Source organism: Clostridium sp. AF37-5 (assembly GCF_003477605.1).
Classification (GTDB): Bacteria; Bacillota; Clostridia; order Lachnospirales; family Lachnospiraceae; genus Eubacterium_F.
This window is the reverse complement of the sequence record NZ_QUDR01000026.1, coordinates 27,045-43,685: the sequence shown is the minus strand read 5'-3', so window position 1 is coordinate 43,685 and position 16,641 is coordinate 27,045. Positions and strand designations below refer to the sequence as shown.

At 40.9% G+C, this 16,641-nt stretch carries 14 protein-coding genes; 5 read left to right on the top strand and 9 right to left on the bottom strand.

The features are described 5' to 3' along the window. A partial coding sequence (locus tag DW019_RS13280; protein WP_207663937.1) for a hypothetical protein occupies nt 1–921 on the top strand: 921 nt, incomplete at its 5' end. Between the two features lie 151 nt (nt 922–1,072). Here DW019_RS13280 and DW019_RS13275 read toward each other — a convergent pair. From DW019_RS13275 to DW019_RS13250, 6 genes are all read right to left on the bottom strand, one after another. Continuing rightward, nucleotides 1,073–1,510 carry a hypothetical protein gene (locus tag DW019_RS13275; protein ID WP_117478981.1) on the bottom strand — a complete coding sequence of 146 codons (438 nt, stop codon included), beginning with the start codon at nt 1,508–1,510 and terminating at the stop codon, nt 1,073–1,075. 56 nt (nt 1,511–1,566) lie between these two features. Further along, entirely contained in the window at nt 1,567–2,112 is a 546-nt protein-coding gene (locus DW019_RS13270) for a hypothetical protein (protein ID WP_118443878.1), read from the bottom strand. A 10-nt stretch (nt 2,113–2,122) separates the two neighbouring features. Then, nucleotides 2,123–3,343 carry a hypothetical protein gene (locus DW019_RS13265; protein ID WP_022376105.1) on the bottom strand — a complete coding sequence of 407 codons (1,221 nt, stop codon included), beginning with the start codon at nt 3,341–3,343 and terminating at the stop codon, nt 2,123–2,125. A 98-nt stretch (nt 3,344–3,441) separates the two neighbouring features. After that, complete coding sequence (gene spoVG / locus DW019_RS13260) at nt 3,442–3,702, bottom strand: septation regulator SpoVG (RefSeq protein WP_118443876.1); 261 nt, start codon at nt 3,700–3,702, stop codon at nt 3,442–3,444. Between the two features lie 23 nt (nt 3,703–3,725). Then, nucleotides 3,726–4,847 (bottom strand): glucose-1-phosphate adenylyltransferase subunit GlgD, encoded by a 1,122-nt coding sequence (gene glgD, locus DW019_RS13255; protein WP_118443875.1) that lies wholly within the window; start codon nt 4,845–4,847, stop codon nt 3,726–3,728. Continuing rightward, nucleotides 4,847–6,121, bottom strand: a complete 1,275-nt coding sequence (locus tag DW019_RS13250) for a glucose-1-phosphate adenylyltransferase (protein WP_118443873.1) — start codon at nt 6,119–6,121, stop codon at nt 4,847–4,849. Before DW019_RS13250 ends, glgD begins: the two co-directional genes overlap by 1 nt. 236 nt (nt 6,122–6,357) lie before the next feature. Between DW019_RS13250 and murC the strand changes: the two genes are divergently transcribed. From murC to DW019_RS13230, 4 genes are all read left to right on the top strand, one after another. Continuing rightward, a complete protein-coding gene (gene murC / locus DW019_RS13245; protein ID WP_118443871.1) occupies nt 6,358–7,740 on the top strand; it encodes a UDP-N-acetylmuramate--L-alanine ligase in 1,383 nt (460 codons plus the stop codon). A 309-nt stretch (nt 7,741–8,049) separates the two neighbouring features. Continuing rightward, complete coding sequence (locus DW019_RS13240; protein ID WP_118443869.1) at nt 8,050–9,144, top strand: DnaD domain protein; 1,095 nt, start codon at nt 8,050–8,052, stop codon at nt 9,142–9,144. A 24-nt stretch (nt 9,145–9,168) separates the two neighbouring features. Further along, nucleotides 9,169–10,161: an ATP-binding protein gene (locus tag DW019_RS13235; RefSeq protein WP_118443867.1), complete on the top strand. Its 993-nt coding sequence runs from the start codon at nt 9,169–9,171 to the stop codon at nt 10,159–10,161. Between the two features lie 66 nt (nt 10,162–10,227). Further along, complete coding sequence (locus tag DW019_RS13230) at nt 10,228–11,397, top strand: ribose-phosphate pyrophosphokinase (RefSeq protein ID WP_118443865.1); 1,170 nt, start codon at nt 10,228–10,230, stop codon at nt 11,395–11,397. 80 nt (nt 11,398–11,477) lie between these two features. Here DW019_RS13230 and DW019_RS13225 read toward each other — a convergent pair whose 3' ends face one another. The 3 genes from DW019_RS13225 to DW019_RS13215 all read right to left on the bottom strand — a co-directional run bounded on the left by DW019_RS13225 (nt 11,478) and on the right by DW019_RS13215 (nt 16,589). After that, nucleotides 11,478–13,727: a PBP1A family penicillin-binding protein gene (locus DW019_RS13225; RefSeq protein ID WP_182431146.1), complete on the bottom strand. Its 2,250-nt coding sequence runs from the start codon at nt 13,725–13,727 to the stop codon at nt 11,478–11,480. A 66-nt stretch (nt 13,728–13,793) separates the two neighbouring features. After that, the gene (locus DW019_RS13220) at nt 13,794–14,984 is read right to left on the bottom strand and encodes a glycosyltransferase (protein WP_118443861.1); all 1,191 of its coding nucleotides are present in this window, start codon (nt 14,982–14,984) and stop codon (nt 13,794–13,796) included. Nucleotides 14,985–15,089: 105 nt separating this feature from the next. Continuing rightward, nucleotides 15,090–16,589 (bottom strand): 4Fe-4S dicluster domain-containing protein, encoded by a 1,500-nt coding sequence (locus DW019_RS13215; protein WP_118443859.1) that lies wholly within the window; start codon nt 16,587–16,589, stop codon nt 15,090–15,092. Nucleotides 16,590–16,641: the final 52 nt, after the last annotated feature.

Sequence of the window (16,641 nt, the reverse complement as noted above, 5' to 3'; positions counted from 1 at the left end):
GTGGAGGGAGACGATAGGATGGAGAACACGCAAAAGAACATTGAGAAAAATTTACAGTCATCCAAAAAGCATTCTTACAATTTACATAGCCCCGGCGTACGCACTTACAAAGACAGCGTATTTTGCCGAATATTTAACGAGAAAAAAGAATTATTGAGTTTATACAATGCTCTGAACATGTCTCATTACGAGAATCCAGATGATTTAGAAATTATTACTTTAGACAATGCTTTATTTCTTCAGATGAAAAATGACGTAGCTTTTCTTATTAACACCAACGAAATGTGTTTAATTGAACACAGCAGCACCGTCTGCTTGAATTATCCACTACGGAGCCTTTTGTACCTAGCCAGAGAATATGAAGTAATTCTCGAACAGCGAAATGAAAACATCTTAAAATATGGATTGGTAAAAATCCCAACACCTGCCTGTATCGTTTTATACAATGGTATGGAAAAACGTCCGGAAGTTGAAATTTTAAAACTCTCTGACGCTTTTGAAAATCAAGAAGTTGAGCCGTGTCTTGAACTTTTTGTAAAAGTATTGAACATCAACAATGGTATGAACGAAAATGTATTAAATGGTTGCAAAACGCTAAAAGATTATGTTATACTAATCTCAAAAATACGGGAAAATTATAACGAAATCGGAGACTTGGCAAAGGCAATACACAAAGCAGTTGACTATTGTATTGACGCAGACCATTTGCGCTCGTTTCTGATTCGAAACCGAGCGGAGGTAGAGCCTATGTTGTTATCAGAGGGTACGGTGGAAGAATACGTAGATAGCATGAACGAAGTCAAGGAACAGGAAATTGAGCGGCTAAAAAAGGTAGTTCAGGAAAAGGATGAGGCATTATCACAAAGAGATAGTGAAATCGCTCGATTAAAAGCCTTACTTGCATCAAAGGAAAATAACTAATTAGCACAGCAGGAGAAGTTATCATCTAGAGAGAACACAGGAAGTGTCCTCTTGAACTAAAATGAAAGCAAGAAATTCCAACACAATTGAAACTATATTTGCATAGCAAATATCCTGTTTCAATCGGTGTTGGAATTTCCGGCTCAGCTATTTAGTCAAAATAATTCTCCCACTTTGTATTTGCCTTATCCGTTTCAGCAGCAGTCATTTTAATATCCCGCCAAAAATATGCATCTTCTGTGCATAAGACAGAACCCTCATTTTCCCCATCATGTAAACAGCGGTCCTTTTCCCCCGATAGCATTGAAATACGAACCTGCTTATCCTGGCGGTAAATTACATACTGTGCGGTTGCACTCATGAGCTGCTGCCCATCTTTCATTTCGCGAACCTTTGTGATTTTATTTGTTTCACCAGAGTATCGTATAATCACTCCTCTCTTCAAATCACTATATGCGAACCCATTAGCCGAATCTGTATCATCATATTCATTAAAAATTCCATAAATATCATTTCCACACTTATTAAATACCAACCTACCATATTTGCAGTTTCCTATAATTTTATCCAATTCCTTTTTGTGCTTCACAAAAAATGCACTTTGTTTTTCTCGTCCCAGCGTCTGCCAGTCACCATCCTCACAAATTAAATCCTGCGTAGAACCTCTTTATCCTTAATTTTTTTCCACTTCTTTTCCATGTCTTTTTCTTTAACATAATGTGTAGCAACCAGATAATCCGGCATTTCCGATGCCAGCAAATCAACTGTATCCGGCACCCTTTCCTCCAGATAGCCAAACAGGTATCCATTTCGGTAAGTAACTTGTGAGTAAGGCACTTCATATTCTGCCTTCTTTTTGAGCGAATAATCGTATTTCAGCAAATAATACTTTAATGCTCTTCTTTCAATAAGTACATAAAGATACTTTTCGCTGGCTGTTATCATCCATGGGTCTTCAGAAAGCCCTGTTTCTCGAAGCGGTTCATTTTTTTCATTTCCCACAACGAGTTTAACCCCATCATAAGTATCACCAATCCATGCAGTCCCATGAGGTGTCTTAATGTAGTTTCTCCCATACTCAATTCCGTATTCTATTGGTGGCTTTAATAAATCACAGCCGGCAAGCAGCATCACCAAAAGCAAACACACACATGCAATATGTATCTTTTGTCCTTTAAAAATTTTCTTCATAATCCCCCCCTTACTCTATACTTACTACGAATTTTTCTTCATCCGATAATATAGTATTTTTTTCCGTCACTTCAAAATATTTTCCAGAGCTATTTTTTACCGGGCTTATGCCGCTTCCTTTTTTTATGTCTCCCCATGCATAGATCTCTCCATAATGGGAGCAGTTAAATATTTTCTGTGTCTTTTTTGCATCCAAAAGAGCCTGTGTATAAATTGCATTTCCCTTTCGGTAAATCACTTCTTCTGAATTTGCCAAACCAAGCAATTCTCCATTCGTAAATGTTTGCAAAATTTTAAACTTCTTACTTTTAAAATAATAGCAAAAAGTGAATGCCTTTTTTATATCTTTCAAATCAATTCCTTTATACATGTTATAAACCCAGCCATCCTTAAAAACATTGCAATAGCCATATATGTTATCACCATCCTGTAACATACTCATGTCGAATTTTTCATTCGTCAAATTCAACTCTTTCAAAATTTTGTTCTGTTTTTTTCTGCTAAAAGTATATGGTTCTGCTGTGTATCCATCCTGCTCTATTCCGGAAGAACAAATTTCTCTCCCACAAAATAAAGGAATTGTTTTATTATTAGAAAAATATGGCACATCATGACGTAAATCATCTTCATGCCTATATAAAACAACAGAACCGACTTTCTCCTTCTTTTTTTTCGTAGAAATTTTATTCCATTGATTTTTCCAATTCTCTTCCTTAACATAATGTGTTGCCTCAATATAACGTGGCGTGAGATAAAAAAATACACGGTCATAATCTTCATTGCCATCATCATACCCAAACAAGTACCCGTCTTTATAATATATATTATGGTACATTGTGTGATTGACTTCTTTTAAATTCATTTGCAAATCATACCGGCAAATAATTCTTACGTCCGCTGTTTTTTCACTAGCCATTACTTCTACTACAACATAAATCCAATTGTCACTAGCAATTATTTGATTTACATTTGCATTCTTGTATGGCAGCGCAATATTTTTGATTATCTTTGGCTTATCATTTACCATTTCCCCATAACAAATATTTCCACTCTCTGAATTATAAACAACAATATGATTTCCAATTTTAACCGAATCAGCTCTATTTAACACGTCAAATAAATCTGTCTCTTGATTATTTGTGTCCGAATTTGAACAGCCGGCAAGCAGCATCACCAAAAGCAAACACACACATGCAATATGTATCTTTCGTTCCTTGAAAATGTTCTTCACAAATTAACCTCCTGCTCTAAATACTTTCATCCGCAAACACCTGCCGAACTTACACTACAAAAAGGCAAGCTGACCAAAGCCAACCTGCCTTTCTGGTTTTACGCTTTTAACACATTATAATATTCGCCAAGAATTGCTTTCTCTAACACCGTCCTCATACCACTATGAATCGGATGTGCAACATCACGGTATTCACCATTTGGCATTTTCTTGTTCGGCATTGCGACAAATAAGCCCCGCTCTCCTTCAATTACCTTAATATCATGAATGGCAAATGCCTCATCCAAAGTAATTGAAGCAACCGCTTTCATTTTCGCATTCCCGTCCACAATCCGGACGCGAACATCTGTTATCTGCATCGTATCCTCCCTTCATCTGTACGCTACATTACATAACGCTCATTCTTCTCCTGAATGATTTTAACGTCATCCGGACTTCCGACATAGTTGGAATTTGCCCGAATGGTTCCATGACTCTCTACGATACAATTTTCAATATAAGTGTTATCCCCAATGTAGACTTCATTTAAAATTATCGAGTTTCGTATTGTACAATTGTTGCCTATATAAACTTCCTTAAACAAAACGGAATCTTCAACCTCACCATTGATGATACAACCACTTGACACAAGGCTGTTCTTAACTTTTGCGCCAACATTGTATTTAGCCGGAGGTAAATCCTCAATTCTTGATGCAATCTGTGGGTATTCATTAAAGAAATACTCTCTTGTTTTGCGGTCTAAGAAATCCATATTTGTCTTAAAATAGGAATCAACCGTTGTTACATTGCTCCAATAGGAGTCCAACGGATAGGCATAAAATTTCTTGACTCCTTTGTAACGGATAAAAATATCCTTTACCAAATCGAATCCATCTTCCGCCCCTGCACGCTCAATCATCTCAATCAACTGTCTGCGGCGGATTACATAGATTCCGGTAGAAACCAGCGTTTTCGAAGTCACAAGCGGCTTCTCTTCAAACTCGGTCACCCTGCCTTCGATGTCAACCGATACGACACCAAACCGGCTCGGGTCATCTACCGTTCCCAAGTCCTTCGTCACGATGGTAACATCAGCATTTTTCTCAATGTGATATTCCAAAAGTTTATTCATATCCATCTTGTATACACAGTCACCGGATGCAATAATTACATATGGCTCATGACTTGATTTCAAGAAATCAATGTTTTGCGCAATGGCATCTGCGGTTCCGCGGTACCAATAACTATTGTCATGTGTCTGTGTCGGTGTGAATACAAACAAACCGCCTTTTTTACGTCCAAAGTCCCACCATTTTGATGAGTTCAAATGCTGTGTCAACGACTTTGAATTGTACTGCGTAATGACACCAACTTTGTTAATCCGGGAACTGGACATGCTGCTAAGTACAAAATCGATGCTGCGGTATCCACCGGCAATCGGCAGTGCTGCTGTCGCACGATTTTTTGTCAGTTCTTTCATGCGGGTACTGGACCCACCTGCTAAAATCAATCCTATTGCTCTCATTACATGTCACCTGCCTTTATCAAAGTTTCGCCACCTGCTAAGGTGTTATCCCGGTAATCTTCAATGGTTGTCTTACCCGCTATGGCAGTGTTTTTACCGATGGTAACGCCATCCGGAATCACGGTTTTTTCGCCAACCGTAACCAGGTTAAAGGCATAGACATCCGGCTTTAGTTTGTTTGGAATGTCGTCTTCGCCCGCACCGAGCACACAATTTTCTCCAATTATCGAACCCTCTGCAATAATTGCACGGTCAAGAACGGTATTTTTACCAATTCTCGCAGAATTTATAATAATCGAATCACGCACTACAGCGCCTTCCTCAATGACAACATCCGAACCAATCACAGAACTATGGACTTCTCCATAAATCTCACAGCCGTCACCCACAATGGCTTTGTCAATCACAGCATCTCCTGCAATATACTGTGGACGAATCCATTCGTTACTTGTGTAAATCTTCCAAAACTCTTCGTACAGGTTAAATACCGGAATCAAGTCAATCAATTCCATATTTGATTCCCAGTACGAACCAAGCGTACCAACATCCTTCCAGTATCCATTGTACTCAAAGGCAAAAATGCGGTCGCCCCTTTCGTGGCAGTAAGGTAAAATATGTTTACCAAAGTCACAGCCCTTCTGGTCTTTCAACTGAATCAGGGCTTCTTTTAACACCGGCCATGAGAATATGTAAATTCCCATAGATGCCAGATTACTGCGTGGATGCTCCGGTTTTTCCTCAAATTCCAAAATACGATGGGTATCATCTGTAATACAGACACCAAACCGGCTTGCCTCTTCAATCGGCACCGGTATCGTCGCCATCGTAATGTCCGCGTGATTTGCCTTATGGAAATCAAGCATTACCTGATAATCCATCTTGTAAATATGGTCACCACCAAGAATTAATACATAATCCGGGTTGTAATACTCCATATAATTCAAGTTCTGGTAAATCGCATTTGCGGTTCCGGTGTACCACTCGCTGCTTGTGCTTCTCTCATACGGCGGCAGGATTGACACGCCCCCAATATTGCGGTCAAGGTCCCATGGAATTCCAATGCCGATATGAGTATTCAGCTTCAACGGCTGATACTGTGTCAGCACTCCAACGGTATCGACTTCCGAGTTGATACAATTACTCAACGGAAAATCAATGATTCGATACTTTCCCCCAAAAGCAACAGCAGGTTTTGCTACATTTGCAGTCAAGACCCCCAGTCTTGACCCTTGCCCCCCAGCAAGTAACATGGCTATCATTTCTTTTTTGATCATGTTATCACCCCTGTTGTTAATATTGTAAAATAAGTATACCACATTGTTTAAGTTTTGTGAATATTTTTCACAATTTTTTTTCTTATGATTCTTTGATTTTGTACATTTTGCACAAATATCGTATGAAAATCTTAAGCATATTCACCTTTTTCCTTGTATTTTCTCCCCTGTCTATATATAATGAATCTGAGGAAACATAATTTTGTTTCCAAATAATAGAAGGAAGGGTGTCATTTATGTACGAAATCGACTTTACACATCCGGGAAAGATTCATTTTATTGGAATTGGCGGCATTAGTATGAGCGGGTTCGCCGAGCTGCTTCATTCCATGGGCTTTACCATTACCGGTTCCGACTGGCATGAAAGCAAAATCACAAAACATTTGGAATCTCTCGGCATACAAGTAGTATATGGACAAAAAGAAGAGAATATTACAAAAGATATCGATTTGGTTGTCTATACCGCAGCAGTTAAAAAGACCAATCCGGAATATCAGGCGGCTGAAAAATTAAATCTTCCGCTGATGGAGCGCGCAGTTATGGTTGGGCAGGTAATGAAAAATTATTCTTCCGCCATTGCCATTGCAGGAACACACGGAAAAACAACGACCACTTCGATTGCTTCCCACATCTTTTTGGCAGCAAACCTTGACCCGACAATTTCCGTCGGCGGTATTTTAGAAGCAATCGGCGGCAACATCCGCATCGGCCACTCCAAGCATTTCATTACGGAAGCTTGTGAATACACGAATAGTTTTCTTCACTTTTTCCCTACTGTGGGAATGATACTTAATATAGAAGAAGACCATATGGACTTTTTCCATGACCTGGCAGATATCCGTCACTCTTTCCATTTATTTGCGAAACGGATTCCGGAGCATGGTACATTAATTATCAATGCGGATATTGAAAATTATGAAGAAATTACAGAGGGACTTTCCTGCCGTGTTATCACATACGGATTAGAAAATAAAGACGCTGATTTTACAGCTGAAAACATCACTTATAATGACCTTGGATGCGGCACCTTTGACGCAGTCGTACAGGGAGAAACAAAAGGGCATTTCCATCTGTCCGTAGTCGGCAGACACAACATTTCCAATACCCTTGCCTGCTTAGCGTTAGCCTCTCTCTACGGTATTAATGACGGCACCGTCCAGAAAGCATTGACTACATTCCACGGCGCAGACCGCCGCTTTGAATACAAAGGTGAGAAAAACGGATTTACCATTATTGATGACTATGCTCATCACCCGACGGAAATCCGAGCAACACTCACAGCAGCGAAAAATTATCCGCACAAAACGTTGTGGTGTGCCTTCCAACCGCACACCTACACACGTACCCGCGCCTTTTTAAAGGATTTTGCCTCTGCCCTTTCTCTGGCAGATAAAGTAATCTTAGCAGACATTTATGCGGCGCGTGAAAAAGACCCAGGAGATATTTCTTCTGCTGACCTTGCAAGAGAATTGGAAAAACTCGGAAAGGAAGTTCACTATTTACGCAGTTTTGACGAAATCGAAAAATTTATTTTAAAAAATTTAGTCAACGGCGACCTGTTGATAACTATGGGTGCCGGAAACATAGTAGAAATTGGTGAAAATCTTCTGAACAACTAAGTTATGAACGTTATCCACAACCTTATCAACATTCAGTCGAAAGATACGGTTGTGGATATTTTTTTGTTCAAAAAAAAATGTGAATAAATTGCATTTTTTACTTGACAAGCTCAACCAACGTAATTTCGGCATATTCACCCACTCTTTCTACCAGAATAGTCTGTTTGTTGTTTTGTTATGAACATTATGCACATTATCAACAGATAAATTCTACATGAAATGTATGCACATTTGCAATTTGCAACTGTTTTTTCTTTGTGATATACTCATCCTTGCTGACAGGTAAAAAATACCTGATGGAGAAAGGGAATGAGTTTTATTATGGGATTTACAATTTCCACAACATCGAATTGCGGACTCACTTTGATTTCCAATTCATTTATTCAAAATCATATGCCATCTGCAAATGGCAATTTCGTGAAAATATATTTGTATCTGGTTATGCTCTGCCAGCATGCCGACACTGCAGGTAATTCATCCATTGATGCTCTTGCCGATTGTTTCGAATGCACAGAAAGTGACATTTTGCGTGCACTGCGTTACTGGCAGAAAGAAGGACTTCTTTCTTTCACAGAGCAAAATGGCGAGATTACTTCGATTGTTCTTTCTACTGACGCCACAGACACTGCGTCAGCAGTTACGGCAGAAAGAGAACCGGATATCGATGCTTCACCGGTAGCGGAAGAAACCGTTGTACCCGACGGCATCTCCATTCCGAACCGCCAGGAGTATACTCCTTTACAGGCGGAAGCACTGATGAAAGATATTGAAATCAGCGAGGCGATTTCGCAGGCAGAAAAGATACTTGGCACGACCCTTTCCACCACACATCTGCAAATGATTTTATATTTTATGTGTGACATCGGATTTTCACAGGAGATGATTGCTACCCTGTACCGCACGGCACACAGCCGCGGAAAGACTTCACCAAAGTATATGGAGGCAATTGGTCTTACATGGGCGAAAAAGGGGATTACAACGCCGGAGGAAGCAAAGGATGAGTCTTCTGCTTTTTCAGGTCTTTATCATGTCGTAAGCAAAGCACTTGGCTTAAATCGCTCCCTTGCTCCGGCAGAACGTGAAATCATTGATACATGGAGTAATTACGGCTTCTCGGATAAAATTATTGAGCAGGCATGTAAGCGTACGGTTTTGCAGACCGGTGGCACAAACTTAAATTACATAACAAGTATATTAAAGGACTGGCACAAGAAAGGTGTCCTCACCCTTGCGGACATAGAAAAATGCGACAAGTCATTTCAGCAGAAGAAAAAAACCGGAGAGCAGAAAAACTCTGCCACACAGCAAAAAAGGAACCAATTCCAGAGTTTTCCTCAAAGAGAGTATTCCAAAGAGGATTACAGTTCACTGGAAAAACAGTTACTGCGCAATGTGCAGGCATAAAACAAACGAAAGGATCCATTTATTATGCTTTTGACCAACAGTCAGTACGAGCATCTGATGTCCCATTACTATCATCAGCAGCTCAAGGACAATTTCATCCTGAAAAAGCGCATGAAGGAAGTCTATGATGCGATTCCCCAAATGAACGAATTGGAAAACCGGATTCGTACACTTTCGGTGCAGCACGCTGCCTCTCGTTTGAAAGGACAAACCGATTCGATTGACCTAGATGCCGAGATTGATAAAATCACAAAACAAAAAGAAGCCCTGCTTTTGCAGCACGGTTACCCGGCGGACTACCTGAAACCGGTCTACGAGTGCGCTGACTGTAAGGATACCGGCTATATTGATGGCAGGAAATGCCACTGTTTTGAAAAACTGATTGTTCAGTATTTGTACTCACAGTCAAATTTGAAAGATGTTTTGGAACATGAGAATTTTTCTCATTTTAATTTGGATTTTTACCCGGATGACTACACCGAAGAGGCAACCGGCGAAACACCGCGTGACAATATGCGACATGTCTTAGAAACCGTGAAATCCTATTTATCCGGTTTTTCGGACACACCGGGAAATCTTCTGTTATACGGCAACACCGGTGTCGGTAAAACTTTTTTAACAAACTGTATTGCAAAAGAGCTTTTAGACAAGTCTCATACCGTTGTGTACTTGACTTCTCTAAAACTATTTGATATTTTAGAATCGTGCAAATTTGACCGGGACTTATCACAGACCCGGAAAAATGCTTCGCTTTCTTATTTATTAAGCAGCGATTTACTGATTATCGATGATTTGGGAACAGAATTAAACAATAGTTTTACTTCCTCTCAGCTTTACCACTGCATCGATACACGATTAACAAACCACCGTTCCACGATTATTTCAACAAACTTGTCGTTTGATGATTTACGGGAACGCTACAGCGAGCGGATTTTCTCCCGGATTACAAGTAATTATACATTATTAAAAATCACCGGCGATGACATTCGCTTGAAAAAGGCAATTATGCAACATTAAGTATGTTTTTCTTTCTGTTGCTGCAAACTATAAACCTACAACACAATATTTACACGGAGGACTTTAATCATGAGTCAAAAAGATTTGTCGAAAACAATCCCTTATGGAGACCTTGGTATTATTCCATTGGAGAGCAGCAAAGCAATCGGAAAAAAAGTGAATGATTACATTGTTGGCTGGAGAAATGAAGCCGATGTAGATTCTTCCATTCATTTTACCAATTACAAAAGGGATTCTTACATCATCGATGCCGTATGCCCACGTTTTGGGTCCGGTGAAGCAAAGGGTATCTTAAATGAATCCGTCCGCGGAAAAGATGTATACCTTCTTGTTGATGTATGTAACCACAGTTTAGCTTACACAGTATGTGGACAGGTTAATCATATGTCACCGGATGACCATTTTCAGGATTTGAAACGTATCATTGCCGCAATCAGCGGAAAAGCAAGACGAATCACTGTTATTATGCCTTTCCTGTATGAAAGCAGACAACATAAACGCAGTTCCCGCGAATCGTTAGACTGCGCTTTGGCACTTCAGGAACTGACCGCTATAGGCGTTGACAATATTATCACTTTTGACGCACATGACCCTCGCGTACAGAATGCAATTCCATTGAAGAGTTTTGAAACTGTACAGCCAACATATCAGTTTATTAAAGCCCTTTTGAAAAATGTACCGGACATTCATATGAAACCGGAAAACATGATGATTATCAGCCCGGATGAAGGTGCTATGGGACGTGCGATTTACTTTGGTAACGTAGCCGGTGTTGATGTAGGAACCTTCTACAAACGCCGCGATTACACAAAAATTGTTGAAGGACGTAACCCGATTATTGCACATGAATTCCTCGGTGCTGATGTTTCCGGCAAGGACGTTGTTGTGATTGACGATATGATTTCCTCCGGTGAAAGTATGATTGACGTTGCAACTGAATTGAAGCGCCGCAATGCAAACCGTATTTTCGTTGCTTCTACTTTTGGTCTGTTCACAAACGGTCTGGAGAAGTTTGATGAAGCTTATAAGAGCGGCTTGATTTACCGTGTCATGACGACAAACTTAGTATATCAGCCGGAAGAACTGTTACAGCGTGAGTATTACATCAATGTTGATATGAGCAAGTACATTGCTCTCCTTATCGATACTTTAAATCATGATTCCTCAATTGCGGAATACTTAAATCCAACCGAGCGTATCGAGCGCATCCTGAAGAAATATCATCAGGAACACTAATAGAAACGTGTGTCGCAAGGCGCACCTATTAAAAAGCCTGTCAAGCATTTGCCTGACAGGCTTTTTTTAGCCCTTATTTTTTATTCTACACCCTCTGCTTCCGGGTCTGCTGCCGGGTCTGCCGGAGGCTCTGTCGCAGCCGGTTCCGCTGTTGCCGGAACTTGTGTCGCCGGTACCTGCGTGGCCGGCGGTTCCGTAACCTGTGTATCCGTTCCATCATCCGGATCCACATCAACGTCATTATCATTCGAATCTGCCGGGTCCGTATCTACACTTCCACCACTTCCGGTATCTTCCTGTGGAGTCGTATAACCACTACTGCTGCCACCACCGGAACTTCCCGATGATAACTCACCCAAATCAAATTCTTTTACATCTAAGTCTTTATGAATCTCATTCATGTACTCATGCCAGATTCGTCCCGGATAGGTGGAACCATACAAGTCGGCAACCGTTTTCGGGGAATCATAGCCAACCCAGACTGCCGTTGTATAATATGGTGTAAAACCACAGAACCAACCGTCTTTTTTATCATTGGTTGTTCCGGTCTTGCCGGCACTTGGCTGTCCATTATCAAGGCCAAGACCACGTGCCGTACCACGTTTGATTACACCGGTCAGGATATCAACCATCGCACGTGCTGAATCCTTCTTGTAAACACTCTTTTGCTCGACTTTATCGGAAACAATTTCATTTCCATCGGAATCCAAAATTTTCACAATACACGTTGGTTCCCGGTACTTTCCGTCATTTTCCAGTGTTGCATAACCGGATGCCATCTCTAACGTACTGGTACCGTATGTCAATCCGCCAAGGGATGCCGACAAGTAGTAATCCGACTTCACGATTTTGGAATAATTCATATCCAATAAATACTGCAAGCCAACTTCCGGTTTTAACTTCTGGAACAGCTGCCATGCAACCGTATTCAAGGACTGCTCCACCGCAAAACGAAGCGAAATATAACCGTAGTAACGTCCACTGCTGTTTGACGGACCGCCCTTAAACTTATAATCATGTACGGTCGTGCTTGCCGTTGAACCACGCTCCAAAGTCGGTGTATAAACAATCAACGGCTTAATTGAACTACCCGGCTGACGGTAAGACTGGTACGCACGGTTTAAGGAAAGTCCTTCTGTCTCCTGGCTTCGTCCGCCCACCAGCGCAACAACACGTCCGGTCTTATTATCGATACATACTGCTGAACCCTGCATTTTGTAGGTTCCGTTTGTCTCTTTATCCTTAAATCCGGACAAATTATGATTGACTGCTTTTTGCAGTTTTTTCTGTTTCTTCAAATCAAAGGATGTATAAATCTTATATCCTTTATTCAAAAGCATCTGCTGAGCCGTCGAGTACGCATCATCATACTCCGTCTCATAGGTCTCTCTTTCTTCCTTATCCGCAAATGAATTTTTAAACTCAAATCCATTCTTTTTCATCAACTCGCGAATCGCACAGTAAGAAACAAACGTCTGGATGTAATCTCGTTTCTGCACTTCCTGAATGTTCAGTTTAATTTCTTCCTGATACGCCTCATCGTAATCCACCTTCGTAATCACGCCATCATCTAACATCTGATCTAAAATACGATTTTTACGTTTGACCGTGTTATCGAAATTTTTCAATGGATTATAAAGGGTTGGATTATTTGGAATAGAACACAAAAAGCATAACTGTCCAAGTGACAATTCCTGACAACCCTTTCCGAAATATCCGCGTGCCGCCGCCTCAATTCCATAGTAACCATTTGCATAATAAATGGTATTTAAGTAAAATTCCAGAATCTGGCTTTTGGTATACTTCTTTTCCAGCTCAAGCGCAATAAAAATTTCCTTTATTTTTCGCTCATACGTCTTCTCCGTCGAGAGGAAAACACCGCGCGCTAACTGCTGGGTAATTGTCGATGCTCCCTGTGTTTTCTCACCGTTGTTCTTAATCAATGCAAAAACCGCACGCATAATACCTTTGGCATCAATTCCGTTATGTGAGTAAAACTTTTTGTCTTCGGTAACAATTGCTGCATCCTTTACCGCCTTTGGTATTTTGTCCAAGGTAAGGTAATAGGAGTCTTTTTCTCCCTTTAATTTCGCTATCTCTTTGCCCTTATTGTTATACACAATTGATGTCTCGGATGAACGGAATGTATCTATGGACGACTCTTTCACAAGCGCAACCGCGTCATCCTGCATTGCGAAGATATCTTTTCCATATTTGAAATAAAAGATAATTCCGCCGACTAATATTGTGAGCAGAAACAAAAGTAATACAATTTTAAACCCAAACCAAAACTTAGGATGTTTCCGCTGTTTTTTGTTTTTTCTAGCCATCTTTACCTCCATTTCTCCCGCTTTATACTACGTGGACGCTTTGACTTATGTATCATCATACCACATTTAGCGTATCTTGGAAAGAATTTCTTTATGCACAGCCCCTGCACGGTGTTCCCATGTATGCGACTTCTCAGCCGTCTCATACGCCGCTTTCTGCATGTGCTCCCATTTCTTTCGATTTTCTAAAATTCCCTGCACCATATCCGGCAGGCATTCAAGTGCATCCAGTTCATAAAAGAAAATATCCTCTCCATCCCGTAAATTTTCTGTCAAATACCGGCTCCAGTCGGTAAAACATACAGCGCCGTTTAACATCGAATTAAATACGCGGTCATGTGCGCCATCCTTAAACCACGGCATTACATTCAAAGAAACTTTCGCCTTGCTTAACGCCTGCAGACACGCCAGTGAATCAACGCCACCCTCTTTTATCAGATTTTCCGGATGTTCACAGGGAAGAAATTCCCATCCAGCTCCAAAACAATGCACGGAAACACCGGCATCCACAAGCGTCTGCACCACTTTTCCACGAAAATAATTGCGCACATACAAATCGATCATAATCATATTTGGCATCATTTCTTTTACACCGTCTTCGGTAATATCCTCAACCTCGGAAAGCAGATGCTCACGAATTCCGATATCCATCCCCAGATGCGGATGTTTCTTAAAATCCTCAATAATTCCGTAATAAAAATCGGCATACTCTTTGCCATGTCTCTCAATCGTCGGTTCAAATTTAGAAAGCGGCGTGTAATTTCCGGTAAATACAACGTCATATGGGCGTTCTTCCCACTTAGGCAGCGTATCTTCTTCCCACAAAGACGTTCCCGCCAGCGGTAAAAACGGACCCCGCTTAATTTCCGGAAAATAATACTGCAAATAAGCTTCATGCTCTCTGTCAATCGAAATCTGGCAGTAGTCTTTTGGCAAAAATGGCAGAAATTTATGATAGTAAAACGGATGGTCAACCACAATATTGATAACCGGTATTTTTCTGTCATCAAACAAATGAATTCCCTTGCAGTCAATAAAATATCCCTCACCACAGCAGCCGTCAAAATTAAACGTCACTGCCGCTGTTGCCTCCGGTTTGGCAAACAAAAGCAATTCGGCAAGACTATCATACGATTTACACTGGTCAAAGTAAAACACTTCATATCCCAATTTACTAAAAGTCTTCCCAAGCTGCTCACTAAAAAAACTTAATGTTTCAATTCCCTTGGTAAATAAAATAATTCGTTCGATTTTCATACTGCCTCCGCTATTGATTAAATATGATCAAATGCCTTCTGTCACAAAGAGGGTATTCCGATTTTACAATCAAAATACCCTCTTTCTTATCTTGTTTATTTTACCTTACGGCAAATGAATTTCTGAATATTCTTTCGGTGGCAGTGCAGTTGTTGAATCCTTAACAAACTTGCGCACAGCCTGCGCCGCTTTCGGTATCGCAATATTCGTACCAACACCGGCAACACAGCCACCCGGACAGCCCATACCTTCAATCAGACAGCCATCCTTTTTACCGGCCTTCGCCATAAGAAGCATTTTCTGACAGTCGGATAATCCTTCCGCATGCTCAATATAAACTTCCGTTCCCGGATAATATTCGTTAATGCAGTTTTCAATGGCATTTGCAACACCACCGGCAACGGCGTAACCACGTCCGGTTCCTGTTGCATCATGAATTGGCTCCTCTGCATCATAGGTTTCCATATCAATTCCTTTGGCAGTGAAAATCGCATCCAATTCTTCAAAGGTAATTACAAAATCCACATCACTTCGTACCGAACGGCGGGAAGCTTCCAGTTTCTTTGCCGCACACGGTCCGACAAATACAATCTTAGCTTCCGGATGACGCTGTTTAATTGTACGTGCAGTAGCCACCATCGGTGTCAGAGCACTTGAAACAGTCTCTACCATATCCGGCAGTGTTTTCTTTGCCAACATCGACCAAGCCGGACAACAGGAAGTCAGCAAAAATGGAAGTTTTCCTGTTTTTACTTCATTTACATAATGTCTTGCTTCCGTAATCGCTCCGATATCTGCACCAAGTGCAACTTCGAACACTTCCGCAAAACCAATCTCTTTCAACGCTGCTTTGATTTTCCAAAGACGGACATCGTCACCAAACTGTCCGATAACCGCCGGAGCCAATTCGGCAATAACCGGTCCCTGCTTCATTGCCTGAATCAACTGGAAAATCTGGGATTTATCTGCAATCGCTCCAAATGGACATGCAGCCATGCATTGTCCGCATTTTACGCATTTTTCATCATCAATCTGGGCACGTCCGCGCTCATCACTGGAAATGGCTTTCACACCACATGCAGCTGCACATGGACGAACCTTCTTCGCAATTGCATCATAAGGACAGATTGCCTTACATTTTCCACATTTAATACATTTATCTTTATCAATATGAGATTTTCCGTCTACAATGCTGATAGCACCTTTCGGGCAAACCTCTACACAAGGATGTGCCACACAGCCACGGCACTGATTGGATACTTCATATACGTTATCCTCACACATATCACAAGCCGACGGAATTACCTGCATCAAAGGCGGCTCATAATATTTTTCTGCCACATTACTCTCATCCAATCCACTTGTAACGTGAACCGGTTCGTCATCCGGTCTTAATGAAAGTCCCATCGCAAGACGCACACGCTCCGAGCAGATAGCACGCTCACGGTAAATACTCTCACGGTATAAAGGCGCATCTCCCGGCGTAATTTTATATGGGATTGCCTCGATATCATCATTTATGTTCTGTGAATCAAAAGCGACTTTTGCAACTTCTGTAAACACTTTCTGTCTCAGTGTCTTAATCGGGGTTTCTATTCCTCTCATTCTTGTCCTCCTTGGCGTAATTGATACAAATTCTCATAATCAATGGTAGAAT